General features: G+C 66.7%; 25 protein-coding genes and 2 pseudogenes. 15 read left to right on the top strand and 12 right to left on the bottom strand.

Translation table 11 applies throughout. The features are described 5' to 3' along the window. Positions 1-480 (bottom strand): OsmC family protein, encoded by a 480-nt coding sequence (locus tag AC2YJX_RS10065; protein WP_218300732.1) that lies wholly within the window; start codon positions 478-480, stop codon positions 1-3. Between the two features lie 108 nt (positions 481-588). On the opposite strand from AC2YJX_RS10065, the gene pdxR reads away from it, so the two are divergent. Continuing rightward, positions 589-2,049, top strand: a complete 1,461-nt coding sequence (gene pdxR / locus AC2YJX_RS10060) for a MocR-like pyridoxine biosynthesis transcription factor PdxR (RefSeq protein WP_487255962.1) — start codon at positions 589-591, stop codon at positions 2,047-2,049. Between the two features lies 1 nt (position 2,050). On the opposite strand, the gene AC2YJX_RS10055 is transcribed toward pdxR, so the two are convergent. After that, positions 2,051-3,160: an MBL fold metallo-hydrolase gene (locus tag AC2YJX_RS10055; RefSeq protein WP_487255961.1), complete on the bottom strand. Its 1,110-nt coding sequence runs from the start codon at positions 3,158-3,160 to the stop codon at positions 2,051-2,053. Positions 3,161-3,312: 152 nt separating this feature from the next. Here AC2YJX_RS10055 and AC2YJX_RS10050 point away from each other — a divergent pair. From AC2YJX_RS10050 to AC2YJX_RS10040, 3 genes and pseudogenes are all read left to right on the top strand, one after another. Beyond that, a pseudogene (locus tag AC2YJX_RS10050) lies at positions 3,313-3,927 on the top strand (TetR/AcrR family transcriptional regulator); the annotation flags it as partial. Between the two features lie 210 nt (positions 3,928-4,137). Continuing rightward, entirely contained in the window at positions 4,138-4,665 is a 528-nt protein-coding gene (locus AC2YJX_RS10045; protein WP_487255960.1) for a gamma carbonic anhydrase family protein, read from the top strand. A gap of 189 nt (positions 4,666-4,854) precedes the next feature. Then, positions 4,855-6,735: a B12-binding domain-containing radical SAM protein gene (locus AC2YJX_RS10040; RefSeq protein WP_487256099.1), complete on the top strand. Its 1,881-nt coding sequence runs from the start codon at positions 4,855-4,857 to the stop codon at positions 6,733-6,735. 15 nt (positions 6,736-6,750) lie between these two features. Here AC2YJX_RS10040 and AC2YJX_RS10035 read toward each other — a convergent pair whose 3' ends face one another. Further along, positions 6,751-7,830: an ankyrin repeat domain-containing protein gene (locus AC2YJX_RS10035; protein WP_487255959.1), complete on the bottom strand. Its 1,080-nt coding sequence runs from the start codon at positions 7,828-7,830 to the stop codon at positions 6,751-6,753. A 49-nt stretch (positions 7,831-7,879) separates the two neighbouring features. Here AC2YJX_RS10035 and AC2YJX_RS10030 point away from each other — a divergent pair. Beyond that, positions 7,880-8,568 (top strand): annotated as a pseudogene (locus tag AC2YJX_RS10030) (HAD family hydrolase). Between the two features lie 64 nt (positions 8,569-8,632). On the opposite strand, the gene AC2YJX_RS10025 reads toward AC2YJX_RS10030, so the two are convergent. Together AC2YJX_RS10025 and AC2YJX_RS10020 are read right to left on the bottom strand one after the other, a co-directional pair. After that, the gene (locus tag AC2YJX_RS10025; RefSeq protein WP_121421725.1) at positions 8,633-8,932 is read right to left on the bottom strand and encodes a hypothetical protein; all 300 of its coding nucleotides are present in this window, start codon (positions 8,930-8,932) and stop codon (positions 8,633-8,635) included. 105 nt (positions 8,933-9,037) lie between these two features. Further along, the gene (locus tag AC2YJX_RS10020; RefSeq protein WP_487255958.1) at positions 9,038-10,399 is read right to left on the bottom strand and encodes a hypothetical protein; all 1,362 of its coding nucleotides are present in this window, start codon (positions 10,397-10,399) and stop codon (positions 9,038-9,040) included. Positions 10,400-10,627: 228 nt separating this feature from the next. Here AC2YJX_RS10020 and dinG point away from each other — a divergent pair, with 228 nt between their 5' ends. The 5 genes from dinG (at position 10,628) to AC2YJX_RS09995 (ending at position 16,016) form a co-directional block, all read left to right on the top strand. Beyond that, on the top strand, positions 10,628-12,790 hold the full coding sequence (gene dinG, locus AC2YJX_RS10015) for an ATP-dependent DNA helicase DinG (RefSeq protein WP_487255957.1): 2,163 nt from the start codon (positions 10,628-10,630) through the stop codon (positions 12,788-12,790). Between the two features lie 61 nt (positions 12,791-12,851). Then, positions 12,852-13,211, top strand: coding sequence for a zinc ribbon domain-containing protein YjdM (locus AC2YJX_RS10010; RefSeq protein ID WP_487255956.1), 360 nt, complete (start codon positions 12,852-12,854; stop codon positions 13,209-13,211). Between the two features lie 244 nt (positions 13,212-13,455). Next, positions 13,456-13,959, top strand: a complete 504-nt coding sequence (locus AC2YJX_RS10005) for a pyridoxamine 5'-phosphate oxidase family protein (RefSeq protein WP_487255955.1) — start codon at positions 13,456-13,458, stop codon at positions 13,957-13,959. A gap of 300 nt (positions 13,960-14,259) precedes the next feature. Then, a complete protein-coding gene (locus tag AC2YJX_RS10000; RefSeq protein WP_487255954.1) occupies positions 14,260-14,685 on the top strand; it encodes a CopG family transcriptional regulator in 426 nt (141 codons plus the stop codon). A gap of 59 nt (positions 14,686-14,744) precedes the next feature. Next, positions 14,745-16,016, top strand: a complete 1,272-nt coding sequence (locus AC2YJX_RS09995) for an extracellular catalytic domain type 1 short-chain-length polyhydroxyalkanoate depolymerase (RefSeq protein ID WP_487255953.1) — start codon at positions 14,745-14,747, stop codon at positions 16,014-16,016. A 30-nt stretch (positions 16,017-16,046) separates the two neighbouring features. On the opposite strand, the gene AC2YJX_RS09990 is transcribed toward AC2YJX_RS09995, so the two are convergent. After that, positions 16,047-16,331, bottom strand: a complete 285-nt coding sequence (locus AC2YJX_RS09990; RefSeq protein ID WP_487255952.1) for a hypothetical protein — start codon at positions 16,329-16,331, stop codon at positions 16,047-16,049. 357 nt (positions 16,332-16,688) lie between these two features. Next, complete coding sequence (locus AC2YJX_RS09985; protein WP_487255951.1) at positions 16,689-17,057, bottom strand: M28 family peptidase; 369 nt, start codon at positions 17,055-17,057, stop codon at positions 16,689-16,691. A gap of 49 nt (positions 17,058-17,106) precedes the next feature. Here AC2YJX_RS09985 and AC2YJX_RS09980 point away from each other — a divergent pair, with 49 nt between their 5' ends. Continuing rightward, positions 17,107-17,718, top strand: coding sequence for a 3'-5' exonuclease (locus AC2YJX_RS09980; RefSeq protein ID WP_487255950.1), 612 nt, complete (start codon positions 17,107-17,109; stop codon positions 17,716-17,718). Between the two features lie 78 nt (positions 17,719-17,796). Here AC2YJX_RS09980 and AC2YJX_RS09975 read toward each other — a convergent pair whose 3' ends face one another. Beyond that, entirely contained in the window at positions 17,797-18,099 is a 303-nt protein-coding gene (locus AC2YJX_RS09975; protein WP_055393703.1) for a TfoX/Sxy family protein, read from the bottom strand. 161 nt (positions 18,100-18,260) lie between these two features. Between AC2YJX_RS09975 and AC2YJX_RS09970 the strand changes: the two genes are divergently transcribed. The 3 genes from AC2YJX_RS09970 to AC2YJX_RS09960 all read left to right on the top strand — a co-directional run bounded on the left by AC2YJX_RS09970 (position 18,261) and on the right by AC2YJX_RS09960 (position 19,677). Next, on the top strand, positions 18,261-18,842 hold the full coding sequence (locus tag AC2YJX_RS09970) for an NnrU family protein (RefSeq protein ID WP_055393683.1): 582 nt from the start codon (positions 18,261-18,263) through the stop codon (positions 18,840-18,842). 103 nt (positions 18,843-18,945) lie between these two features. Next, on the top strand, positions 18,946-19,203 hold the full coding sequence (locus AC2YJX_RS09965) for a DUF3297 family protein (protein WP_010464995.1): 258 nt from the start codon (positions 18,946-18,948) through the stop codon (positions 19,201-19,203). A 3-nt stretch (positions 19,204-19,206) separates the two neighbouring features. Further along, positions 19,207-19,677 carry a ribonuclease HI family protein gene (locus AC2YJX_RS09960; RefSeq protein WP_255354178.1) on the top strand — a complete coding sequence of 157 codons (471 nt, stop codon included), beginning with the start codon at positions 19,207-19,209 and terminating at the stop codon, positions 19,675-19,677. A gap of 54 nt (positions 19,678-19,731) precedes the next feature. Here the strand turns inward: AC2YJX_RS09960 and AC2YJX_RS09955 are convergent, their stop codons facing one another. The 4 genes from AC2YJX_RS09955 to AC2YJX_RS09940 form a co-directional block, all read right to left on the bottom strand. Beyond that, positions 19,732-21,024 carry an RNA polymerase sigma factor gene (locus AC2YJX_RS09955; protein WP_228897065.1) on the bottom strand — a complete coding sequence of 431 codons (1,293 nt, stop codon included), beginning with the start codon at positions 21,022-21,024 and terminating at the stop codon, positions 19,732-19,734. A 46-nt stretch (positions 21,025-21,070) separates the two neighbouring features. Next, a complete protein-coding gene (locus AC2YJX_RS09950; protein ID WP_228897064.1) occupies positions 21,071-21,478 on the bottom strand; it encodes a VOC family protein in 408 nt (135 codons plus the stop codon). A 71-nt stretch (positions 21,479-21,549) separates the two neighbouring features. Next, the gene (locus AC2YJX_RS09945; protein ID WP_487255949.1) at positions 21,550-22,086 is read right to left on the bottom strand and encodes an SRPBCC family protein; all 537 of its coding nucleotides are present in this window, start codon (positions 22,084-22,086) and stop codon (positions 21,550-21,552) included. A 24-nt stretch (positions 22,087-22,110) separates the two neighbouring features. Then, complete coding sequence (locus AC2YJX_RS09940) at positions 22,111-22,524, bottom strand: YciI family protein (protein ID WP_121508052.1); 414 nt, start codon at positions 22,522-22,524, stop codon at positions 22,111-22,113. Positions 22,525-22,760: 236 nt separating this feature from the next. On the opposite strand from AC2YJX_RS09940, the gene AC2YJX_RS09935 reads away from it, so the two are divergent. Continuing rightward, on the top strand, positions 22,761-25,568 hold the full coding sequence (locus AC2YJX_RS09935) for a WG repeat-containing protein (RefSeq protein WP_487255948.1): 2,808 nt from the start codon (positions 22,761-22,763) through the stop codon (positions 25,566-25,568). The last annotated feature ends 143 nt before the right edge of the window (positions 25,569-25,711 follow it).

Genomic DNA, 25,711 nt, shown 5'->3' with positions numbered 1-25,711 from the left:
TCAGGCTCCATCCACTTCGAGCACGGGCGCGCAGTCGATCTGCGTCTTGACCGAGTTGGCCAGAAAGCACGATGTGTGGGCGCGGTGGTGCAGGTCGTCCAGCTGGGCAGCGCTGGGCGCGTGGGCCCCATCAAAGCGCGTGACGGGGCGCAACTGCACGTGGGTGACGACAAGCTGCCCCTGCGCGTTCTTGGCCATGGTGCCCACGGCGGCGTCGGCGTAGCTGTTGAGCCGATAGCCCGCGCGGCTGGCGAAGTCCATGAACCACAGCATGTGGCAGCTCGACAGGGCCGCGACGTAGGCTTCTTCCGGGTCCACCGCTGCCGCGTCGGAATACGGCAGCGGCACGACATGGGGTGACGACGACGCGGCCACGGTGGCGCCGCCATCGAACTGCCAGGTGTGGGTGCGGTGGTAGCGCTTGTCCAGAAAGTCATCGTTGCCACGGGACCAGGTGATAGTGGCGGTGTGCTCGGCCATGGATAGGTCTTTCTTGCGGTGGCCGGGCCTTGGAGGAAACACAAGCCCGGGATTTCTAAAATGGCTCTTCAGTTTATGGTTGCATCACCACAACCAAGGGGCCAATTCATGCCAGTTGCCGGAGCCAATCCCAAGACCACAGCCCCCCGGGACGGGCGCCTGGGCCAGTTGCGCCAGCAGGTGTACGAACAGCTGCGCAGCGCCATCGAACAGGGCCGCCTGCCGGCGGGCACGCGCCTGCCGCCGTCGCGCGAGCACGCAGCCAGCCTGGGCGTGTCACGCAACACCGTGCTGTGGGCCGTGCAGCGCCTGCAGGCCGAAGGGTATGTGGAGGCGCGTGTCGGCGACGGCACCTATGTCTCGCAGGCCGCAGGCGCACCGCCTCCGCAAGGGCTGGTGGCGCCGCCGCGTGGGCTCTCGCGGCGCGGGCAGCTCATTGCCGAGACGGCTGCCCGCTGGCGCCCGCCGCATGTGGCGGCACGCGCATTCCGCATCGGCGCGCCCGAAGTGGACACGTTTCCGTTTGCCCTGTGGGACCGCCTGGCACGCCAGGCCCGCCCCGGCCAGCGCAGCGCACGCGCACAGTACCTGGACCCTGCGGGCGACCCCGAACTGCGCCAGGCCGTGGCACTGTGGCTGTGGGCGTCGCGCGGCATCCGCTGCGATGCGGCGCAGGTGGTAGTGTGCTCGGGCTCGCAGCAGGGCATCGACCTGATCGCGCGGCTGCTGCTGGACGTGGGCGATGAGGTGCTGGTGGAAGACCCTGGCTACCCAGGCATCCGCGCCAGCCTGCTGGGCCACGGCGTGCTGGCGCGGCCTGTGGCGCTGGATGCGCAGGGCCTTCGCATCGACGAGGGTGCGGCCCAGTGGCCCGGCGCGCGCATGGCGGTGGTCACGCCCACGCACCAGTTCCCCACCGGCGTGTGCATGGGCCTGGCCCGGCGGCAGGCCCTGTTGCAATGGGCGCGCACGCACGACGCCTGGGTGGTGGAAGACGACTACGACGGCGAGTTTCAGTACGGCGGCGCTGCCCAGCGCGTACCCGCCCTGTGCAGCCTGCCGGGCTCGGAGCGCGTGTTGTACGTGGGCACCTTCAGCAAGACACTGCACCCCGGCCTGCGCCTGGGTTTTGTGGTGGTGCCGCCCGCACTGGTGGAGGCCTTTGCCATGGCCCGCGCCATCACCGACCGGCATGCACCGGGCGACACCCAGGCGGTGCTGGCGCGCTTCATTGCCGAAGGCCACCTGCTGCGCCACCTGCGGCAGATGCGCGAGCTGTACCAGGCGCGCCAGCGGGTGCTGGTTGACGCGCTGGCCGAGGCGAGCGGCGGAGCCCTTCAGCTGGCGCCCAGCGACCGGGGCATGCACCTGCTGTACGAAGCCGCCCCAGGCAGTGACGACGAGACCCTGAGCCGCAAGGCGCTCACCGCCGGGGTGATGCTGGCGCCACTATCGCGCTATGCGATGCAGTCCACGCGGCGTGGCTGGCTGTTGGGGTATGCAGGCTATAGCGAAGCCGAGATCGTGGCCGCCGCGCGCGTGGTGGGCGGGCTGGCGCGCATGCGGTAAATCACCACGCGCCGGGCTGCGGGGCCAGGGCCACGCTTCGGTCCACTGCCGTGGCCTCGGCCTGCGGCTCCACCTTGCGCCACCAGTGCGTGGACGGTGCGGGCGCTCGGATGTCCAGCCGCTCGCCCATGATGGGCGCCACCAGCGGCACCTGCGCTGCCGCCGCGAGCGCGGTGATGCGCTCGAACGGCTCCACCCAGGGGTGCAGCGACAGGTCGAACGTGCCGTTGTGGATGGGGAACAGATGGCGCCCCTTCACGTCCAGATGGGCCTGCAGGCTCTCCTCGGGGTGCATGTGGATGTCGGGCCAGTCGGCGTTGTAGGCGCCCGTTTCGATCAGCGTCAGATCGAACGGGCCGAACCGCTCGCCGATGGCCTTGAAGCCGTCAAAGTAGCCCGTGTCGCCACTGAAGAAGACGCGGACTTGGTCAGCGCCTTGACCCGCGATCAGCACCCACGAGGCCCACAGCGTGCTGTTGCCGTCCGACAGGCCCCGGCCCGAGAAATGCTGCGCAGGCGTGGCCACCAGCTGCAGCCCGCCAATGGTGGTGCCCTGCCACCAGTCGAACTGCTGTACCTTGGCTGCAGGCACGCCCCAGCTGATGAGTCGGTCACCCACGCCCAGCGGCGTGATGAAGTGCTCGACCTTGGGCGCCAGCTTCTGGATGGCGGCGTAGTCCAGGTGGTCGTAATGGTCGTGCGACAGGACCACGCCCGTGATGGGCGGCAGCTCGTCGATGGTGATAGGCGGTGCATGAAAGCGCTTTGGCCCCATGAACTGGAACGGCGAGGCACGCTCGGAAAACACCGGGTCGGTCAGCCAGAACTGGCCATTGATCTTGAGCAGCATGGTGGAGTGGCCCAGGCGCCACAGGCTCAGGTCGGGCGCGGCCAGCAGGTCTGACCGCATCACCGCGTACACCGGCACGGGCTGGCGCGGAACCGAGTCGTCGGGCTTACCGGTGGCAAAGCGCCACATCACCTCCAGCGTCTTGAGGGCGCCCAGCGCATGGCGGGGTGCCACGTTGCGAAATTTGCCACCCGCAAACTGCGGCGACTGTTCATAGGCGGCCACCGGCTGGGCGGCGCGGGAAAAGAGGCTGTAGGCCATGGCGATCAGTACAACGAAGGCGACACAAAGTGCCGGGAGCAGACGGCGGCAGGGGACGATGGAGAGTGACACCAGATCTGCGACATAGAAATTACACTGCACAGTGTAGTTCACTTTTTAGAAAAGTAAACTACCCGGTGTAAAATTTGCGCATGATCGCCTCCCAGCCCACCCCTCGCCTGACCGACCGCAAGCGCGATGCCATCGTGCAGGCCGCCATCGGCGAGTTCCGCGAACACGGCTTCAACGGCACCAGCATGGACCGCGTGGCCGCAGCGGCGGATGTGTCCAAACGCACGGTGTACAACCACTTCCCAAGCAAGGAAGAACTGTTCGAAGCCATCCTGCTGCTGATGTGGGAGCGCAGCCAGTCACCCGACGAACTGGCCTACACCCCCACGCGCCCGCTGCGCGACCAGCTGCTGGAGCTGCTGGCGCAAAAGATGCGCCTGCTCAACGACGCGAGCTTCATCGACCTGAGCCGCGTGGCCATGGCCGACATGATGCACACCCCCGAGCGCGCGCGCGGCATCACCGCCAAGCTCTCGGCCAAGGAAGAGGGCCTGCCGCGCTGGTTGCGCGCGGCCCAGCAAGATGGCCGCCTGCGCGCCACCATGGATGTTCCCTACGCCGCGCAGCAACTGCAGGGCATGGTCAAGGCATTTGCGTTCTGGCCCCAGCTGGCCATGGGCCAGCCACCCTTGAGCGCCGCACAGCAAGCGCAAGTAGTGGGAGATGCGGTGGACATGTTCCTGGGGTTCTACGCTGCACCCACCCATGAGGCCAAGGCCCCCGTAAAAAAATCCCAGGCTGGAAGCACGGGCAAGGCAGCGGCAGCCCCTGTTGCAACCTCTGCGAAACCTGCCCCTCGCCGCGCCCCAGCGCGCTGACCCACACCACCACCCTGGCCAGCAAACCAGCGTGAGGTGCAATTTGCACTACGCTCGCCCGTTCTTTCCACGCAGCCTGACACCAAGATGCCCCTCGCTCCCTACCTCGACACCGCCCCGGTCCTGGACACCGGCGTTTTCATCCACGACTCTGCCCAGGTCATCGGCGACGTCACGCTGGGCCGCGACAGCTCGGTGTGGTGCAACGCCGTGCTGCGCGGCGATGTGAACCGCATCACCGTGGGCGTGTGCAGCAACGTGCAGGACCTGACCATGGGCCATGTGTCGCACCGCAACCCCAGCAAGCCCGAAGGCTCGCCGCTGGTCATCGGCGACTACGTCACGGTGGGCCATTCGGTGATCCTGCACGGCTGCCGCATCGGCAACGAATGCCTCATCGGCATGGGCTCCATCGTGATGGATGACGCCATCATCGAAGACCGCGTGATGCTGGGCGCGGGCAGCCTGGTCTCGCCCGGCAAGGTGCTGGAGAGCGGGTACCTCTACATCGGCCGCCCGGCGGTGCGCCAGCGCGCGCTCACCGATGCAGAGATTGCGTACCTGAAATATTCAGCCGAGCACTATGTGCGGGTGAAGAACAACTACCAGGGATGACCTGTGGCAAACCCCACGCGGCTGCGGTGCCCCCGGCGCCCCCCGCCCACCAGGGATAAAGCCGGGCCGGGATAATCGGGGGTTCCACGACCCCTGCGGCGGCACCGCATCGCCCCATTGCCTGTTTCCACCATGTCTGCCGTCGCCCCCGCCTCACCCGCCCCGCGCGTCCTCTCCGTCATCCCCCCGATGACGCAGCTGAACACGCCATACCCCTCCACCGCCTACCTCACGGGCTTTCTGCGTTCGCGGGGGGTGACGGCGTTCCAGGAAGACCTGGCATTGGCGCTGGTGCTGCGCCTGCTCTCGCCCGAAGGGCTGCGCGCGGTGGCCGCCCAGGTGGATGCGCTGCCCGCCAAAAAGCAGAGCCCCGCCGTGCAAAGTTTTGCGGCGCAAAAGGACCGCTACCTCGTCACCATCGGCCCCGCCATTGCCTTCTTGCAAGGCCGCGACAGCACGCTGGCGCACCGCATCGTGGGACGGAACTACCTGCCCGAGGGCCCGCGCTTTGCCACACTGGATGTGTATGTGGATGACGAAGGCGGCGACCCGCTGGGCTGGGCTTTTGGCGCGCTCGGCCTGACGGACAAGGCCAAGCACCTGGCCACGCTGTACCTGAACGACCTGGCCGACGTGCTGCGCGACGCGGTGGACGAGCGCTTTGAGTTCGTGCGCTACGCCGAATCACTGGCGGGCAGCCAGCCCACGTTTGACCCGCTGGCCCAAGCACTCGCTGCGCCGCCCACGCTGGTGGACGCGCTGCTGGAGCAGCTCACGCACGAAGCGATTGCCAAGCACCAGCCCACCGTGGTGCTGCTGTCCGTGCCGTTCCCGGGGTCCGTGTATGCGGCGTTCCGCATCGCCCAGGCCATCAAGGCGCGCTACCCACACATCGCCACCGTGCTGGGCGGCGGCTTTGTGAACACCGAGCTGCGCGAACTGGCCGACCCGCGTGTGTTCGACTTCTTTGATTACGTGACGCTGGACGCGGGCGAGCGCCCGCTGCTGGCGCTGCTGGAGCACCTGCGCGGCGAGCGCAGCCGCCAGCGATTGGTGCGGACCTTTGTGCGCAATGATGGAGAAGGCGGCGATGGCGCGGTGCAGTACATCAACATGATGGAAGCCGACATCGCCTTTGCCGAGGTGGGAACGCCCACCTGGGACGGCCTGCCGCTGGACCGCTATCTATCGCTCCTGGACATGCTCAACCCCATGCACCGCCTGTGGAGCGATGGGCGCTGGAACAAGCTCACCGTGGCGCATGGCTGCTACTGGAAGAAGTGCAGCTTTTGCGACGTGAGCCTGGACTACATCAGCCGCTACGAGGGCGCCAGCGCCGCCGTGCTGGCCGACCGCATCGAGCAGATCGTGCGCGAGACGGGGCAGACCGGCTTTCATTTCGTGGACGAGGCCGCACCGCCCAAGGCGCTCAAGGCACTGGCCACCGAGCTGATCGCGCGCAACGCAGGCATCAGCTGGTGGGGCAATGTGCGGTTTGAAAAAACCTTCACGCCCGACCTGGCCGAGCTGATGGCCGACAGCGGCTGCATCGCGATCTCGGGCGGGCTCGAAGTGGCGTCAGACCGGCTGCTCACGCTGATGAAAAAAGGCGTGTCGGTCGACCAAGTGGCTCGCGTGACGCGGGCGTTCACCGACGCGGGCATCCTGGTGCATGCGTACCTGATGTACGGCTTTCCCACGCAGACCGTGCAGGACACCGTGGACGCGCTCGAATACGTGCGCCAGCTGTTCGCCAACGGCTGCATCCAGAGCGGGTTCTTCCACCGCTTTGCCTGCACCGTGCACTCGCCCGTCGGCAAAAACCCCGAGGAATACGGCGTCACGCTGGCGCCCCTGCCCCCGGGCGACTTCGCCAAGAACGACGTGGCCTTCATCGACCCCACGGGCGTCGACCACGACGCGCTGGGCGGCGCGCTCAAGAAGGCCATCTACAACTACATGCACGGCATCGGGCTCGAAGAGGACGTACGCACGTGGTTCCCGTTCAAGGTGCCCAAGACGACGGTGCGGCGTGACCGGATCGAGCGGGCGCTGCAGCAGCGCGGCTGAGCCCGCAGTATTTCTTCAAGCAGCCGCCATGAAAGCCAGGATGTCGTCGAAGTCCTTGCGGTCCTTGGGCGTCTGGTACTTGTAGGCAGCGAAAGACTGCTGGAGCATTCCGGTCAGCCGGTCACGGCGTTGCACGAGTTCGGCCTTCCACGCCGGGTCGCGCACCAGCAGTTTCAGGATAGCGAGCTTGCCGTCCAGGTTCTCGTACATGGCGTCGAACGAGCGGGCCGTGAGCTCCAGCAAATTGGCCAGCTTGGGCAGGCCGCGGGTTGTGGCGCCCTTGTCCAGCAGCAACTGCACGATCTTGGCTTGGTGGTAGTAGATGGCGATCTCGATGGGGTAGCTGGTTTCCGATGCGCCCTGAGCGCGCCCATCGGGGTCGGCACCGTGCTGCAGCAGCAGGTCCACGATCTTGGGTGCAGAGAACCGACAGGCCTCGTACAGGTTGGGATAGCCCTTGTGCGGCAGGTTGGGGTCGGCGCCATGCTCCAGCATGAGCTGCACGACCTTCACGCGCTTGTCGGTGATGGCCTTGTTCAGGCAGGAGTAGCCGGAAGAGAATGTGCTGTTGGGGTCGGCCCCCTTCTCCAGCAGGGCCTGCACGGTGGCCTGGTTCTTGGAGAACCCGATGGCGCGGATGAAGGCATAGGTCGGGTCGTTCTGCTCGCGCTCGGCAGCCTCGATGATCTTTCCCACACGGCCGAGCTGGGCGGTCGGGGCCAGGGTCTTCATCAAGGCCACGACATCTACGGGCGGCTTTTTCTTGCCGTCGATGAAGCCATATTCAAGCTTGCGGGCGACCTCATCATCGACCAGCTCGGCATGCAGCGCATGGCAGACCTTGGACAAGGGCTTGATGAAATCACCAACATCGGCAGAGCCCGAGGTGAATGCCGCGTCGATCACCAGGCCCGAACGCTCGTAGCGGTCAAAGCCCAGGTGGTCCGTGGGGTGGATGGTGAGCTTGCGGGCCGCGAAGAAGGCCCTGACCGCCGCTTCAAGCCCGGCACCATCGGGAGTGTTGAAAACCGCATGCAGTGCATCGGCATCGGTATCGCTCTTGCAGACCAGCGTGAATCGCGTCGTGGTTTCCATGTTCCCTCGGATGGACTGAAGCAGTGGTTTTTGCAGGCATCATATTTCGATGCAGACACCTCGCCCGCCCTTCACCGCCGCCATCTTCGACATGGACGGACTGCTGGTCGACTCCGAGCGCGTGACCCTGCGCGCCTGGCTGGACGCCGCACGGGCGCGGGGCATTGCACTGGCAGAGGCCGACTACCTGCAAGTGGTGGGGCGCGCTTCCACCGACTCCGACACCATGCTCACGGCTTTGCTGGGTGGTCCGCAGATGTTCGAACAGGTGCAGTCCGATGTGGCTGCGCGCCTGTGGGACGCGGGGCCAGAGCCCCTGTTTCCCCTCAAACCCGCACCGCCTCGCTGCTGCACGCCTTGGGGCAAGCAGGCGTGCCCTGCGCGGTGGCCTCATCGTCGCGGCGCGACGAGATCGAGCACCGCCTGGGCAGGGTGGGCGTGCTGCAGCACTTTCACGCCTGGGCTGGCGGCAACGAGGTGCCGCGCGGCAAACCCGACCCCGCCCTTTACCAGCTGGCGGCTGTGCGCCTGGGCGTGGACCCCGCACAGTGCCTGGCGTTTGAAGACAGCGAGAACGGCGCACGCGCAGCGCAAGCCGCAGGGGTCGCGGTAGTGATCGTGCCGGACCTCAAAGCGCCGGGCATTGAGGTGGTGGAGCGCAGCCACGGCGTGCTTGAATCGCTGGTGCACGCCCATGACCACCTGCCGCGCTGGTTCAGGGCGGCGCGGGTGCCGTAAAACTGATAAGAATTGGCCTCTAGCGCTTATCCATCAATCGCAAATAGCTATCAAATTAGCAGCATTACCGTTTCTGCTTCTGGTACGCCTTGTCGGCCGGTGGCCCCCGGTCCGTGTCCTGCAGGCCACGTTTCACATCACGGTAGGCCTGCTCCATCTTGGCGTCGGGTTCGCCGTCGGTCATGTTGACCGCCTCGTCGCGCTCGTGGGGCAGGCGGGGTTCGGGCCCGCTCAGGTCTTCGGGTCCGCTGCCAGGGTGCGGCTGGGGCTGGGTGGTGTTCACGCGCCGCTCGGTGCGGGCGGGCACAGGAGCGGAGGGGATGATCTCCTCTTCCTTGCGGGGGGCTGTGGGGGTCGTTTTCATGCGGGGCCTTGGTATGCAACGTGGAGTCCCTTCACCCTAGCGCCGCTGGCCGCCCCGCACTGTAGGCCCAGGCCCTGCACGGCTGCGGGCGTGCGGAGCCTGCTGTCACCAGAACAACCACCGCTCCAGCGCGTTGAGCACGATGACCACGATCACGCCGATCAAGAAAAGGATCGCCTTGCGGCGCGCCCGCGCGCTCACCACCAGCTTGTAAACCGTGTACGCGGCGAGCGTTCCCACAAAAGGCGCCGCGATGGCTGCACCTGACAGGACGATGGCCACGAGTTTGCCCCAGCCGTCGGTCCCGCCCATGGTCCAGATCGAACGCAAGTAGATCGCGCTCGGAATGGCCAGGCCCAACCACAGCACCCCGGACGCCACTGCCACGCTGACGTGGTGCGCGAGCAGGCCATAGAGCACCAATGCGCCCACCACCCCGCCCAAGAACGCCACCCGCTTGAGCCATAGCGGTAGCGGCTCAGCAGAGCGGCGCGCTGGCGTGGCTTCACGGGCCTTCTTTGCCGTTGCGGCCGCCGCCTGGGCCCGTTCTTTTTGCAGTTGTTGCTGCTTCTCGGCGGATTCACGGGCACCACGCAGGAAGTCGTCCACCGCCGGGTTGTCCACCTGGCCCAGGATTCGGCCCGTGCGCGACAAGGCCTGGTCGTGCTGGGGCACTTCGGTCTGCAGGGACGCGCCCTGGCTGAACCACTCACCCATCTGCGCCAGCCACCCCACGCCCGTTGGCGGCAACCCAAAACCACCCTCGCCCGCGCGGCACAGGTAATGCTGGGTGCTTTGCGACGGGACGAACTGCCGCGTGCTGTACCGGGGCAAATAGCATTGCATCAACGGCGCAGCCGCCTGCTGGCCGGGGCGGCCCAGGCGCAGCGCAAACTCCGGCAAAGGCACGGGCTCGCCCAGCCCATTGCGCACGCCCAGCCAAAGGTAAAGGCCCCGAGGCCGGCCATCTTTGGCCCGGTGCACCCAGAGGCCAGGGCCTTCTTGGGCAATGCTGTCCGCGCCCAGGGCATCCAGCTCGGACGGCAGCGGAACATCGGGGCCGTCCATGTCCCATAGCGGCCGTAGCTGGGCTTTGAGGAGGGAGGGCCAGACCGCACGCGCCCGGCGCTGCAGATCGTCCGCATCGACCTCGCGCCCGTGAGCGATGGCAACTTCGATGGTGCGACTGGCCTTCGCCGGCCGCCCTTCCAGGGCGAGCAACCATTCGTCGAGCAATGCAAGCCGCAGATAGAGCGCATCGGCCCCTTGTCCCTGGGCCTCTGCCGCGCGCATCCATGCATACCGGGCAGGGTGCTGCGGCACCAGCTCCTGCGCCAGCAACTGCTGGCGCGCAGGGCTGCCTGCCTGGGCAGCCGACGATGCGGGTTGCTGTGCCCATGCGCCCGATGCACCCACCATGCACAGCAGCACCGCAAACCACAGCACCCGCAGCAGGATGCGTTGCACACTTTTCGCCCCACCCGGAACACAGCTTGCGCTTGCCATTGCCCATGGCCTGCAGCGCAGCAGCGAACCGCAGTTCAGCGCAAATCCCCACGCATTTCCCCCCTGCATCTTTGCTCTCCTGTAGCTGTGCGGGGATTTTCTTTCAAGGCAGCTGCGGGGGGGCAGCCCGCCCATCCGCCACAAGGCACTGCCCAGCGTCAACCTGTCTTCGGCATGCGACACTACTGTATGTCTCAACAGGTGTGGGCCGCGCAGGCCCTTGAATCTTTCGATGCGGTGGTGTCAGCCACCGAGGGTTTTCGCAGCCGCGCTGGCCAGCGGCTGATGGCCGAGCAGGTGGCGCGCACGTTCAGCAGCGCCACGCTGGGCAAGGTGGATGAAGAAAGTGGTGAAGACGCGCCCACGCGGTCCATCGCCGTGATCCAGGCGGGCACGGGCGTGGGCAAGTCGCTGGCCTACTGCGCGCCTGCCATTGCGCTGGCGCTGTCGCGCGGCACGCGGGTGCTGATCTCTACCGCCACGGTGGCGCTGCAAGAGCAGCTGGTCAACAAGGACCTGCCCGCACTGGCCGCACTGCTGCCCCAGCCCTTCAAGTTTGCGCTGGCCAAGGGGCGCGGGCGCTATGTGTGCAAGCTCAAGCTCGACCGCCTGGCGGGCACGGGCGAGGCGGAGGAAGAGGGCGAAGACGACCTGTTTGCCGAGGAGGAAGCGGCCGCCCGCGCCAAGCGCCCCCGGCACGAAACCGAGGCGCGCATCCAGTTCTATTCGACGATGGCGCAAACCTTGTCGAAAGGCGCCTGGGATGGTGACCGCGACAGCCTGGACACGCCGCCCGAGCCCGAGGTGTGGAGCCCCGTGGCAGCCGAGGGCGCATCGTGCACCGGCAAACACTGCCCGGCTTTCAGCCAGTGCACCTACTACGACAAACGCAAGGAGCTGGTGGGTGCGCAGGTGATCGTGGCCAACCACGATTTGCTGCTTTCATCGCTGGGCGCGCGCGTGTTGCCCGAGCTGGACAACTGCCTCCTGGTGCTGGACGAAGCCCACCACCTGCCCGCCACGGCGCTCGACCAGTTTGCGTGCAGCATGGATTTGTCGCGCATCACCTGGATCGAGCGCCTGTCCAGCCGGGGCCTGCGCATTGGCGCGCTGCTGGAGGTCGAAGAGATTGCCGACATCCCCAAACATTCCGCCCAGCTGCGGCAGACGCTGCAGGACCTGGCGCGCATCGTGATGGATGTGTACGGCGCCCAGCTCAAGAGCCAGCCCAGCGCCTGGGGCCCGGCGCGTGTGCGCGTGCCACGGGGCGAGCTGCCTGAACAGTTGATTGCCCCGCTGGGCCTGCTGGCCGCCAGTGCCGAGGGCTTTCTCGATGCCCTGCGCGCCATCAGCAAAGCCCTGCGCGCCGAGATGCGCGACAAGCCCGACGAGGCCAAGCGCCTGTCCACGCTGTACGCACAAATCGGCATGCTGGCCCCACGCCTGGAAGAGCTGCACGCCACGGCCCAGTTACTGCTGCAGGACGCGCCCGAAGGCGCGGTGCCGGCCGCCAAATGGTTCACGCTGGAGGTGGATGGCGACTTCATCGTGGTCAAGGCGCATTCCAGCCCCATCCTGCCTGGCACCACGCTGCGCAACCACCTGTGGAGCGCGGTGCGCGGTGCGGTGCTGACATCGGCCACGCTCACCAGCTGCGGGCACTTTGATTTCTTCCTGCGCGAGGCGGGCCTGCATGGTGACGAGGCAACGACAACACTGGAAGTGCCCAGCCCCTTCAACTACGCCGCGCAGGGCACGCTAATTGCGGCCGAGACCCGCGCCGACCCCAAGAACGCCGCGCAGTTCACCACCGAGATGGTCGATGCGCTGCTGCACGACATTGCCCGCGTGGAATACGGCGCGCTGGTGCTGTTCACCTCACGCGAGCAGATGCGCCAGGCGGTGGATGCGCTGCCCACCGCCATGCGCAGCGTGGTGCTGGTGCAGAACGCGCTGCCGCGCACGCAGCTGCTGCGCCGCCACCGCGAGCGGGTGGAGAACGGCGAGCCCTCGGTCATCTTTGGCATGCAGTCGTTTGGCGAGGGGCTGGATTTGCCCGGGCGCCTGTGCGAATCGGTCTTCATCACCAAGCTGCCCTTTGCCCCACCCGACGACCCCGTGGGCGAGGCCCGCGCCGAATGGCTGCGCGCCGTGGGCCGCGACCCGTTCAGCGAACTGGTGGTGCCCGCCACGGCGATTCGGCTGGCCCAATGGGTGGGCCGCGCGATTCGTACCGAAGAAGACATGGCGCATGTGTACTGCTACGACAAGCGCCTGACGCGCACCAGCTACGGCCAGCGCTTGCTCAAAGGCCTGCCGCCGTTTGCGCTGGAGCAACGGGCGCCGCTCTGAAGCGACGACACTCTGCGCACCGATTTCACAACCACTACAACAACCACAGAGAGGACCCACCATGCCCCACACCATTCCCGCCTGCCCCCAATGCGGCCAGGAGAACACCTACCCCGATGGCAGCAACTACGTGTGCCCCGACTGCGCTTTTGAATGGCCGCAGGTGGCCGATGCTGGCGAGTCCGATGCCGCAGAAGCGGGCGACGGCATCGTGCGGGACGCGAATGGCAACCCCCTGGCCGATGGCGACGCCGTGATTCTGGTGAAGGACCTCAAGGTCAAGGGCTCATCGTCCACGCTCAAGAAGGGCACCAAGATCAAGAGCATCCGCCTCGTGGATGGCGCCGATGGCCACAACGTGGACTGCAAGACCGACCTGGGCAGCATGCTGCTGAAGTCGGAGTTTTTGAAGAAGGCGTGAAGCGCCTTCCCTCCACCTGGCGTACCACGCTTTACCGTGACAGCACGGCAGGTGCTGCGCAAGGCGGAGCTACCGGTGCAGCCGCACGGGCGGCATAGGTAGCGCCCGGTCCTGACCATCCTGTCTGGGCGGGTCGGACGGGATGTCGGACAAGCGCCCACGCACAGGCGGGCAGGGGGACGACGCGGCGCAGGGCGCAGGCGGCCTAGAGTCATAGCACCCCTCCATTTCACGGAAGCCCCCCATGCACCACGACACCCCCGGCCACGAAACCTTGTGGAAGCTCATCAAGGACATTCGGTTTGGCATGCTCACGCACCGCACCTCCACGGGCATGCTGCACGCGCACCCGCTCACCACGCAAAACCGCCAGTTTGACGAACACGGCGAGCTGTATTTCTTCATCCCCAAGTCGGGCGAGCTGTACGAACGCCTGCTGACCGATGGCGAAGTCAACGTGTCGTATGCCAACCCGGAAGACGACAGCTACGTGTCGCTGTCGGGCCAGGCACGCGCTGTGGACGACCCTGCGCAAAAACAAGCCCTGTGGTCCCCCATGGCCCAGGCGTGGTTCCCGGGTGGCGTGTCCGACCCCAACCTGGCGTTGCTGGCCGTGCGCATCCGCCATGCCGAATACTGGGATGTGGATGAAAGCAAGATGGTACAGCTCTTCAAGATGGCCAAGGCCGCCATCACGGGCGAGCCACCGCGCAGCCTGGGCGAGCACAAGGAACTGACCTTGTACTGAGAGGCTGAGCGTTAGGCCCCCGGACGGCTGTTTCCCCAAGGTGGGGCAGGGGTCGGAGGCACGCCGCACCCTGCCGCGATGCCGGGAGCACCGTCAGCGTCTTGCACAGAAATTCAAGAAGAAATGGGCTCCAGCGCTTTTCTATCAAGCGCTAATAGCTACATATTTCATAGCAAAACCACCGAGCCATGGAGCCCACGGGCTCCTTTTTCTTTGGGCCACGGCTCTTGAAACAGCGTGCCCAGGCATCCACATGCCATCCATACACCATCCCATTGGATGTTTTATGGAGTTTCCCCGATGAACAACATCGTTCCCATCGCCCCGTCGCGCGGCAAGGTGCCCGAGTCCGAGAAGGTCACGATCAACCTGGGCTTCGTGGACCTGGGCCACATTGACCTGCTGGTCTCAGAAGGCTTTTACGCCAACCGCACCGACTTCATCCGCACCGCCATCCGCAACCAGCTGACCGCCCAGAACGACGCCGTGCGCCAGGTGGTGGCCCGCAAGATGCTTGTGCTGGGGCTGCAGCGTTTTGGCCGGGCCGAGCTGGAGGCCGTATTGGCGGCGGGCCAGGCGCTGGAGATCCGCGTGCTGGGCCTGGCCAGCATCGACGACGACGTGCCGCCCGCCCTGGCGCAGGCCACGATTGCCTCGGTGACGGTACTGGGCGCGTTCCATGCCAGTGCGGCCGTCAAGACCGCCCTGGCCGGGCGCATGCATTGAACACCACCGACCCGGACCGCAGCGCACCGCTGGCGCGCCCACCCACACAAGGAGTCCCCATGGACTGGAACCTCAATCTCAAGCGCCTGATGGGCGAAGCCACCCAGCTGGTGCGCAGTGGCCAGCTGGCCGACGCCACGCGGGCCATCCAGCAGACCCTGGGCGCAGCCGTGGCGCGCCACAGCAACGAACCGACACCTGCCAGCGCAGGGGCTACGCCGTTGCAAGCGCCATCACCCGCAGGCGACGAGGCCCCACGCTGGCGCAGCGCCGCCGCCGCGCAAGATGTGGAAGACGCCGTGGTCATCGACCGCAGCGCCCCCACCCCCCAGGCCGAGCCAAAGGCCCCCACAGCACCACGCCCCGCCGCCAACAATCACCCGCTGGCTGAGCCGCCCGGCAGCTTCACCCGCGTGGTCTTCACCCACGCCGATGCACGGCGCCACCCGCACCACTACCACCTGTACGTGCCCCCGGGCGCCACGGCAGGCACCCCCATGCCGCTGGTGCTGATGCTGCACGGCTGCACGCAGAACCCCGTGGACTTTGCCACCGGCACAGGCATGAACGACGCAGCCGCCCCCGCCAACGCCCTGGTGCTGTATCCCGAGCAACCCCACAGCGCCAACCCCAACGGCTGCTGGAACTGGTTTCGCCCTGGCGACCAGCACCGGGGCAGCGGCGAGCCCGCGCTGCTCGTCGCCATGCTGCAGGACGTGATGGCGCGCCACCCGGTGGATGCGCAACGCGTCTACGTGGCGGGCCTGTCGGCTGGCGGCGCCATGGCCGCACTGCTGGGCCGCGAATACCCCGAGCTGTTTGCCGCTGTGGGCGTGCACTCCGGCCTGCAGGCGGGCGCGGCACACAACGTGATGGGCGCGCTGTCGGCCATGAAAAACGGCGCCAAACCCGGCGCCGCCACCCACCCCACCGCCGAGGCCCCTGCACTGCCGCCTCCGCCGATGATCGTGTTCCATGGCGACGCCGACACCACCGTGCACGCCCACAACGGCGAGCAACTGGTCCAGGCCACGCTCGCCGCCCTGGCTACCGCCCCAGGCGGTGCAGCACAGACGGTCGAGGCCGTGCACACAGGCCAGTCCGCCAGCGGGCAGGGCTACACGCGCAGGGTGTATGCGCGGCCAGGCCCGGCCTCTTCCAGCAGGGCATTGCCCAGCCCCGTGGTGGCAGAACACTGGGTGCTGCACGGCGCAGGCCACGCGTGGGCGGGCGGGCACGCTGGCGGCAGCCACACCGACCCACGCGGCGTGGACGCCACGCAGGAGATGCTGCGGTTTTTTCTGGAGCATCCGCGCGCTGCGAGGGATTGACAAGCACCCGCGCAAGATCGCGCAGAACGTTCAATAGGTGACGGTGATGCCGGCATCCCTGGCGCCGACGCGCACATGCTCCGATTCAAGATCCGTCTTGAGAACGGCCTTGGTGCCACCGGCGGGCACCGTCAACGGATTGCCATAGCCGGCCGATCCCTTGATCGCGCTGCTGTAGTTTCCAGAGCCCGCCGGATTCTGATAGTCGACGTGCACGCTGGCCTTGGCACCCGGAGCAGCAATGCTCATGCCGTTGGAATTGCCGAGATCGATTTCGCGGGAGGTGTCTTGGGCGATGGTGACGGTGGTAGCCATGTGGAACTCCTCAAAGATGAAGATCGACGATGTGTCGGGCCGGGGGAGTCAATGTAGGCAGCCGAATGCGCGCTGACGATTACAGGCCATTACAGGGCGCCAAGAAAAGGCTTTCCGTGCCAGAGAGTCTCGCCACCGTGTGCGATGGCATCACTCCCCCCACCGCGACTCCTCGGTCTTTGGTGCGCCCGGCTAAGGCGACGCTGAACAAGTCCCCGCGATGGCGCGCGCCATGGTTTGGGATGGGATGCAAGGCGCAAGCCACAGCGATGGCCGTAGCTATCGCGAGGATTTGCAACGCGGCAGACCGCCCAAAGCAGGGATGCGCGGTGCGCGAGGGACTTGTTCAGCGTTGCCCTAATGCGCGAGGTCGCGCACCACGCCTTCGAGCCCCTGAACCACGCGGGCCAGCCGGTCGAAATCCACCTTGTCCGGGGTGTCCTGGCGGGTGTGATAGTGCGGATAGCGGTAGGGGGCGGTGTCGGTCACCATCAACGCGGGATAGCCTGCGTCGAGGTAGGCCGCGTGGTCTGAATAGTCCACGCCGGGGATGCGCCGGGGTGCCGCAATGCCCTCGGACGCAAACGCGGCGTGGGACCGAAAGGACCGCGCCACCTTGCGCACCAGGCCCAGGTCGCCGGGCGTCGCCACAAAGGCAATGAAATCGCCCTTCCAGAAAAGTGCGTGGGGCAGTGTAGAACGCGCATTCCCGTCCGGTTCACACAACGATGGCCAAGTGCAGCGGCACAATTCTTTCTTTTTGCACCTCCACTCCATGCCCCCCATCGCCGTCATCGACTTTGAAACCACCGGCATCTCGCCCGGCCAGGGCGCGCGTGCGACCGAGGTGGCGATCGTGCTGCTGGAACAAGGGCAGGTGGTGGACCGTTTTCAAAGCCTGATGAAAACGGGGGTGTGGATACCGTCGTTCATCACCCAGCTCACCGGCATTACCAACGCGATGGTGAACGCCGCGCCCGATGCGGCGGAGGTGATGCAGGACGCGGCGCGTTTTGTGGGCGATGCGCCCATGGTGGCGCACAACGCTTCGTTTGACAGCAAGTTCTGGCAGGCCGAGCTGGCCCTGGCCGGGCTGCCCGCGCCGCAGCCGTTTGCGTGCACGGTGCTGCTGTCGCGGCGGCTGTACCCGCAGGCGCCCAGCCACAAGCTGGGCTCGCTGGTGGACTACCACGGCCTGCCGCGCACGGGCCAGGCGCACCGGGCGCTGGCCGATGCCGAGATGGCCGCTGCGCTGCTGGCGCGCATGCAGCACGACCTGCGCACGCGTTGGAGGGTGGCGGAGCCCAGCTACACGCTGCTGCAAACGCTGCAGCGCTGCGCCAAACCCAAGGTGGGGGCGCTGCTGGCGCAGCATGCGGTGGAATGATGGGGCGTGGCCCGCGCACCAATTTGCTATCTAATTTATAGCTACAAGCGCTTTATGGGAAAGCGCCAGGGTCACTTTTTACTTGTAAAACCCGGGCAAATTCCGTGTGCTGAGGTCGTCCAGCTGCATGAGCAGTGCGGTGCGTTCATGCAGTGCCACGGCTTTCCAGTCGCGTCCGCTGAGCGCACCTTCCAGGGCCCAAAGCAGGTTGAGGCTGGGTTGCTGCCCGGCCTGGCGCACGGCCACAAAGGCGGGCACGGCGCCCAGCGCACGCAATGCTGCGGGGGTGCAAATGCCCGCCGCGTGGAGCATGCGCTCAGACGCTGGGCCCAGGTTGGGCAAGGCTCGCAGCGGTGGATCTTCGGGTGGGCTGGCGGTCATGGGCGGCATGATGGCGGCGCGTGGCAATCATCGCAAGCCCCCACACAGCGAGTACATCGGGCGCCCTGCCCATAATCCGCAGCAACAAATGCGGGGGCGATGCAGCCTGCTGACATCGCACTACCTGCACGCAGATTCACGATGACATGAAAGGCTTTTCCATGGCGTACCTGGTTCTTGGACTGGTGCTGTTTCTGGGCGTGCATTCGGTGCGCATCGTGGCCGATGGCTGGCGCACGCAGACGCTGGCACGCATGGGTGAGATGCCGTGGAAGGGGTTGTATTCACTGGTCTCCGCCGTGGGCCTGGCACTCATCGTGTGGGGCTATGGCTTGGCGCGGCAGCAGCCGGTGGTGCTGTGGGTGCCGCCCATTGGCATGCGGCACGCTGCGTCGCTGCTGACGCTCATTGCCTTCATCCTGCTGGCCGCCACCTACGTGCCGCGCAATGCCATCAAGGCCCGGCTGCACCACCCCATGGTGCTGGGCGTGAAGGTGTGGGCGCTGGCACATTTGCTGTCCAACGGCAACCTGGCCGATGTATTGCTGTTTGGCAGCTTTTTGCTGTGGGCCGTGCTGAGCTTTCGGGCCGCACGGCAGCGCGACCGGGCGATGAACACCGGCTACGCGCCCGGCACTGCGGCGGGCACGGGCGTGGCCGTGGTGGTGGGCGCTGTGGCCTGGGTGGGCTTTGCGTTCTGGGCGCATGCCTGGCTGATCGGCGTTGCGCCTCTCGCGCGGTAGGGCGGCAGGGGCTTGGCGCAGCACTGCAGGACCAAATCCCGGAGAATCCGCGCTTTCCGTTTTTGTTTTCTTTCCCATTGCCTTTTCACACTGAGCCTTCTGCATGACCGACGCAACCACCTCCACCACGCCACCCCCCTTGCCCGATCACCTGTCGGTGGACCCCCGCAGCCCGCACCATGTGGCGGAGGTGTTCAAGCACGACATCGGCATCCGCTTCAACGGCAAGGACCGCAGCGATGTCGAGGAATACTGCGTCAGCGAAGGCTGGGTGAAAGTGCCCGCAGGCAAGACGGTGGACCGCAAGGGCCAGCCATTGATGATCAAGCTCAAGGGCAAAGTCGAAGCGTTCTACAAATAGGCCGTGGCCACCGAACCCGCCCATTGGGTGGTGCACTGCGACGGCAGCGCCGTGCCCAACCCCGGGCGCATGGGGCTGGGGGCAGTGCTGGTGGGGCCCGGTGGGGCCACGCAACACACCATTTCTGAAGCCACGACCTTCACCGGTTGCAACAACGAGGCCGAACTGCGCGCGCTGCTGCGGGCGCTGCAGTGGCTGGAACCCCAGGTGGTGGCCACTGCAACCACCGTGCAGGTGCTCAGCGACAGCAGCGTGCTGGTGGAGCAACTGGGCGAGCAGGCCGTAGCGCCTATCGAGCGGCTGGCACCGCTGTTTGACGAGGCGCGCCGTGTGCTGCAGCGGTTTGCACAGGTGGACCTGCAATGGGTTCCCCGCCACCGCAATGGGGCGGCCGATGCGCTGGCGCGTGCCGCGCTGGGTCTGGCGCCCAAGGTGGCCACGCCACACGGCCGCACCCAGAAGCGTCGACGCTGATCCTGCCCTGCTCCGACCTGCTTCACGCAGCGCGCCGGCTGCAGTGCATGTCCATCACGCTCGCGCTCGCGCCAGCAGCAAGGCCTTCTCCTGCGCATTGCGCGTCAGGCTGGCGGCCCGTTCAAACTCTGCACAAGCTTCCGTCTGGCGCCCCAGCTTGGCCAGCAGGTCGCCCCGCACACTGGGCAGCCAGTGGTAGTGGCGCAGGCTGGGTTCTGCGGCCAGTTCATCCACCAGGGCCAGTGCTGCGGCCGGACCCAGGGCCATGCCCACCGACACGGCGCGATTGAGAGCGACCACAGGCGAGGGCGCCACCTGCAGCAGTGCGTCATACAGCGCCACGATATGGTGCCAGTCGGTGTCTTGTGCGCGGTGCGCGCGCGCATGGCAGGCCGCAATCGCACCCTGTAGCGCATAGGGCCCCCAGGCATGGCCCATGCGTGCCAGCTGCTCGGCCTTGTCGAGGGCTGCCAGCCCCCGGCGCACCAGCAGGTGGTCCCAGCGCGCACGGTCCTGGTCCATCAGCAGCACGGGCTGGCCTTGTGCGTTGGTGCGTGCGGGCAGGCGGGAGGCCTGGATTTCGAGCAGTGCCACCAGCCCCTGCACCTCGGGCTCATCGGGCGCCAGGCTGGCCAGCACGCGCACCAGTCGCTGCGCCTCGCCACACAAAGCGGGGCGCATCCAGTCATCGCCCGCCGTGGCGGCATAACCTTCGTTGAAGATGAGGTAGATCACCTCCAGCACCGAGGCCAGTCGCGGCGCGCGCTCCGCAGGGCCGGGCACTTCAAACGGAACGTGGGCCGCAGACAGGCTTCGCTTGGCGCGAACAATGCGCTGGGCCACGGTGGGCTCGGGCACGAGAAACGCGCGTGCGATCTCAGCCGTGGTGAGCCCGCCCAACAGCCGCAAGGTGAGCGCCACACGCGCCTCGGTGGGCAGCACGGGGTGGCAGGCGGTGAAGATGAGGCGCAGCAGGTCGTCACCAATGTCGTCCTGCTGTACGTGCATCAGGGTCTCCACCACGTCGGGCGCGTACTGCGCTTCGAGCGCTTCGAGGTCGTGGCCCAGGGCTTCGTTCTCACGCGTGTGCAGCGCCTGCTGGCGAAGGTGGTCGATGGCGCGGCGCTTGGCCGTGGTCATCAGCCACGCCGCCGGATTGGCGGGCAGGCCGGTGGCAGGCCAGTGCTCCAGCGCGGCCACCAGGGCGTCCTGCGCCAGCTCCTCGGCCCGGCCCACGTCCCGCGTCATGCGCGCCACGCTGGCGATGATGCGCGCGGCCTCGATACGCCACACCGAGTCGATGGTGCGGTGCAGGGCATCGCGGTCGGGAAGGGTAGAGGGTTTCACGCGATCAAAAGGTGTGAATGAATCCGGCGCATTCATTCACACGTTCTCATCCCAGCGCCTTGCTGGCGTCCACCATGTGCACAAACTCCCAGGTGTGCCCATCCAGGTCGTCAAAGCTGCGCGAGTACATGAAGCCCAGGTCCTGCGCAGGGCGGGGGGTGGTGCCGCCCGCAGCCACGGCCTTGTCCACCAGCGCATCGACTTCTGCACGGCTTTGGCAAGAGAAGCACACCAGCACCTCGGAGGTGGTGCGTGCATCGGCAATCGTCTTGCTGGTGAAGGTCTGGTAGAAGTCCTTGACCAGCAGCATCACGAAGAGGTTTTCGCCCACCACCAGGCAGGCGCCCTGGTCGTTGGTGAACTGGAGGTTGAAGTCATAGCCCAGTGCGCGGAAGAACGCCTGCGAGCGGGCCATGTTCTCGATGGGCAGGTTCACGAAGATTTGTTGGTGCATGAGGTGCTCCTGAGGAGTAAGGAAGGTAAAGCGAAACGAAAGGTTTTGCAAAGCGCAACAGGGGATGGGGCTCAGCCGGCAGGCTTTTGCACCACAGCCTGCAGGTTGACCAGGCCGTCTTCAAAGTCCTGGCCCACCATGCGGTCCATGTTGAAAACCAGGTGCGCAATCTTGGCCAGGTAGGGCACAGGGCCATGCATGGCCCAGGTGACGCGGGTGGTGCCTGCCCCTTCGGGCTGCAGCGTGAACTCGACCTGGTTGTGGGCTTCGAACGGGGCCACAAAGTCGAGCTTCATTGCCACGCGCGCCGGGGCCGTGGCATCGACGATCTCCATGCTGCCGGTGCCCACCTTGTCGCCCTGCCACGCATAGCGCGCGCCGGGGCCGATGGTGTTGGCGCTGTACTCGCCCTTGGCGGCGGGGTCCTTGCGTTCGTACGGGTTCCAGGTGTTGAACTGGCGCAGGTCGTGGATGAGGCCGTACACACGCTCGGGCGGGGCGGAGATGACGCGGCTGCGCTCCACGCGGAAGGTGTCGGGGCGGGTGGCAGCAAACGCCAGGAAAAGTCCCAGCGCCGCCAGCAGCACAAGGGCAATGCTCTTGATCATGGTAGAGGGTCCTCCCGGTTGGTTTCAGCCGCGCATCGCTTCGAGGTCATGGAATTTCTCCACGCCTTCGACGCCGGCAAAGTCCTCCATCTCAAAGAGCTGGCGCACTTCGATCTCGGCATCGAGCCCCTCACCCCGCGGATTGGGAAAGCGGCGCGTCCATTCCAGCGCCTCGCCCTTGCTGCGCACCTGGATCAGGGTGTAGCCGGCGATGAGTTCCTTGGTTTCGGTGAACGGCCCGTCGGTCACGGTGCGGCCGCTGGCGGTGTAGCGCACACGCCAGCCCTGCGCGCTGGGCTTGAGGCCGCTGCCGTCCAGCAGCACGCCCGCATGGGCCAGTTCTTCGTGGTAGCGGGCCATCTCGGCCATCAGGGCGGCGCTGGGCATGCAGCCTTGTTCGGATTCGGCGGTGGCTTTGACGATGATCATGAATCGCATGGGGTTCTCCTGAAAGTGATGGGTTGAGGGCCCGTTGGTGGACCTTCACCTGCACGACGAACGAAGGCCGGGCAGATCGACAGGATGGTTCAAAAAATCAGGGTAACTACGTAGAAAAAAGTCGCCAAGGTGTCAGGTGCAGCCCAAGGTGTGGGGCATTTGCCAAGGCGTGCAAATGGTTACGCGCCCGGCCAGACACCCTCGGTAGGATGCCGCGCGGAGAGCCCCCGAGCACAATGAACGAAGACAGCGACATCACCACCGAACCGGCCCCTCCCTGGCTGGCCAGCATTCCGCTGGAACCCAGTTGCCAGAGCCCGGCCCTGGTCATCGTCCACCCCGGGCGGGCCGTGGTGCCACCAGAAGGCTTGAAGGCGATATTGCGCTTCAACGCCGACGGGCGCGGCGGCTGGGTCAGCGCTGCCCAGGCCGACAACTCGCTGTGGGGCTATATCGATGGCGAAGGCTGCTGGCGCGTGCCGCCCGCGCTGCAGAACGCACGCAACTTTTCAGAAGACGGACTGGCGCGCTTTTGCGACAGGGGCCGCTGGGGCTTTGTAGACCTGGCGGGTGCGGTGGTCATCCCCCCGACCTTCGACAACGCCCACCCATTCCGCAACGGGGTGAGTGCCGTGCAGGTGGGCCAGGATGCATGGCGCCCCATCAACCGCGAGGGCCAGCCCACCAGCGACGAAGCTTTTCATGAACTGGGCCTGTTCGGCGCGAACGGCCTGGCCCGCGCCACGCTGTGGAAAAAGGATAGCAACCAGCGCACCCAGGGCTTTGTGGACCGCGCGGGCCGCTGGGTGATTGAACCCCGCTTTCGCGATGCCAAGCCGTTTGGCGAGTCCCCCACCACGGCCGCATCGCTCGATGGAGAACGCTACGGGCTGATCAATGCCCGGGGCGATTGGGTGCTGAAGCCGCATTACCCCAGCATCGACGCCTTCAACAGCGATGGCCTGGCCTACTTTGACGAACCCAACGCCTGGGACAACGGCCACGGCTATCTCGACGCCCGGGGCAAGGTGGTGGTCAAGGGTGGCCGCCACCTGTCTCGGCGCATGGTCTGCGGCGTGGTGGCCAACAGCTACGACGGCACGGGTTTTCTCACGGCCGAAGGCAAGCCCTTGCCCGGCCCGCGCCTGAGCTATGGCTCGGACTTTTCTGCCGAGAGCGGCTTTGCCGTGGTGCGCACCGCCGCGCAAGGTCCGTCGGCCTGCGCCACCTGGGGCCTGTTGCATCCCGATGGCCGTTTCGTGCCGGCACCGGCGCATCTGCTGGAGCCGCTGACCAACGGCGATGGCTGGCTAGTGGGCAACACGCCCGATACCCCGCTGGTGCCGTTCCTCACCCGCGATGGTCAGCTGGCGTACATCGACGGCGAAGGGGTTGTGATCTGGCGCGCGCACTATGACGGCCAGCAGGTGGCCTTGCTCGGCGCCGAAGGTGCGCCCCTGTGGCGCAGCGGCGTGCGCGAGAACTGCTGGCCGCCCCGGCCCTTTTTCCATGCCCCCCTGACCGACCACCTGGAAGGCCTGGACACGCTCGACGGCATCGTGCCCCTGGCCAGCCGCCTGCTGGCCCAGGCCGAGACACGCCTGCACCAACTGGCTGCGGGCGACATGCTGCAAGCTGACCGCGCGGGCACGGAAAAGGACGATGACGGCACCGACGACGAGGAAGATGCGGACGACCCAGACCAGGTGCAGGCCGACCGCACCGTGGTCGTGCGCCGGGTCATGCGCGCCTACCTGAGCGAGTCGCACAACGGCCCGTATGAATTCCTGTCTGCCGACCTCCACCGCGCGGTGAACGAAGCCCGCGAGGCCATGGTGCAGCGCCTGTCAGCGCGCTTTGGCCCGGCCGACCCGGACCCCGAACACGCCACCCCCTGGCACCGCAGCGGCGACCACACCCAGGCCTGGGCCTCGCCGCTGGCCAGACCCCTGCCCGGTGATGGCGGAGTGCTGCGCGAATCGCGCGAGCAGTGGCTCACGCTGTACCAACATGCGGATTCCGGCGATGGCGACGCATGGTGGGAGCTGTGGCTGATGGCAGCGCCCAGCGTGGATGCGCTGCAGCTTGCGCAACGTGCGCGTTCTGCACCGCCAGCACCCCAGGCCCAAGCCGCCGACGAGACCACGCTGATGGCACAGCTGCAGTCGCACCCACGTACGCTGGCCGATGTGCCGCGTGAACACATCACCCACGCCATGGTGGACGCCGCGCTGGCCGCCGATGAAGACACCGTGCGCTTTGTGCCCAGGCGGCTCATGACACCCGCACGCTATGCCACCGCGCTGCGGCAGGGTGTGAAGAGCTTTGCGCAAATACCGGCCGGGATGCTCAGCGAGGACGCCTGCATCGCCCACGTGCAGGACGGTGGCTGGCACCTGGAACAGGTGCCCGAGACCTTGCGCACCGTCGCTGTCTGTGCGCACGCGCTGCGCCGCAGCCCCAGTGCGCTGGAACACGTGCCCGAATCCCTGCGTGCACAGGCGCGCGAAGCGATGGCCCAGCTACCCCCGGACGCACAGGAAGAAGACCCGCCACGCGCGGGTGGCGACCTGGGCGACTGGTTGTCCCGGCGCGTGGTGGGCTCGGCCCTGCGAGGCCAGGACACCACGGCACGCAGGCTCCAGCACAAGGGGTTTTTGGCAGCGTTTGTGATGCAGGCAGCACTGACCGCCAAGTCAGACACGCCCCCCACCCTCAGGGGGATGGCGGGGTGGTTCGAGCAGCGGCCAGTGCTGGCGCTGGCGGCCCACCTGCTGCTGGGCCTCGCAGCCTTGGTGGGCCATGCATTCGTCTCGGTCGCGGCCTGGCGGGCCGAGGGCCCGTGGATCGGGCTGGGCACCTTCGCACTGATGGGCTTTGCGGAGCTGTACTGGGCGTGGCGTTTTGTAGCGTCCAGCCCCTGGAGCCCCTGGCTGGCGCTTGCAGCCACCCTGGTGGTGGTGTACGTGTTCGGCTGGCGCCGCCTGTACCGCCGCGTGGGGCTGGCCTACGCGGCACGTGAGGGCATCACGCCCGTCGAGTGAGCTCCGGCAAGGGTTCACGGGCGGCCGCTCCACTTTTTACAGTTTTCTAGGGGTCATCACCGATCCCCGGAGGGACTGTTCGGTCCCGGCGATGGATACACTTTGTAAACCTTTCGCCCCACTGATTCACGAACCTCCAGAAC

The organism is Acidovorax sp. SRI_002 (assembly GCF_057586455.1).
This window is presented reverse-complemented; position numbering and strand designations above follow the sequence as displayed.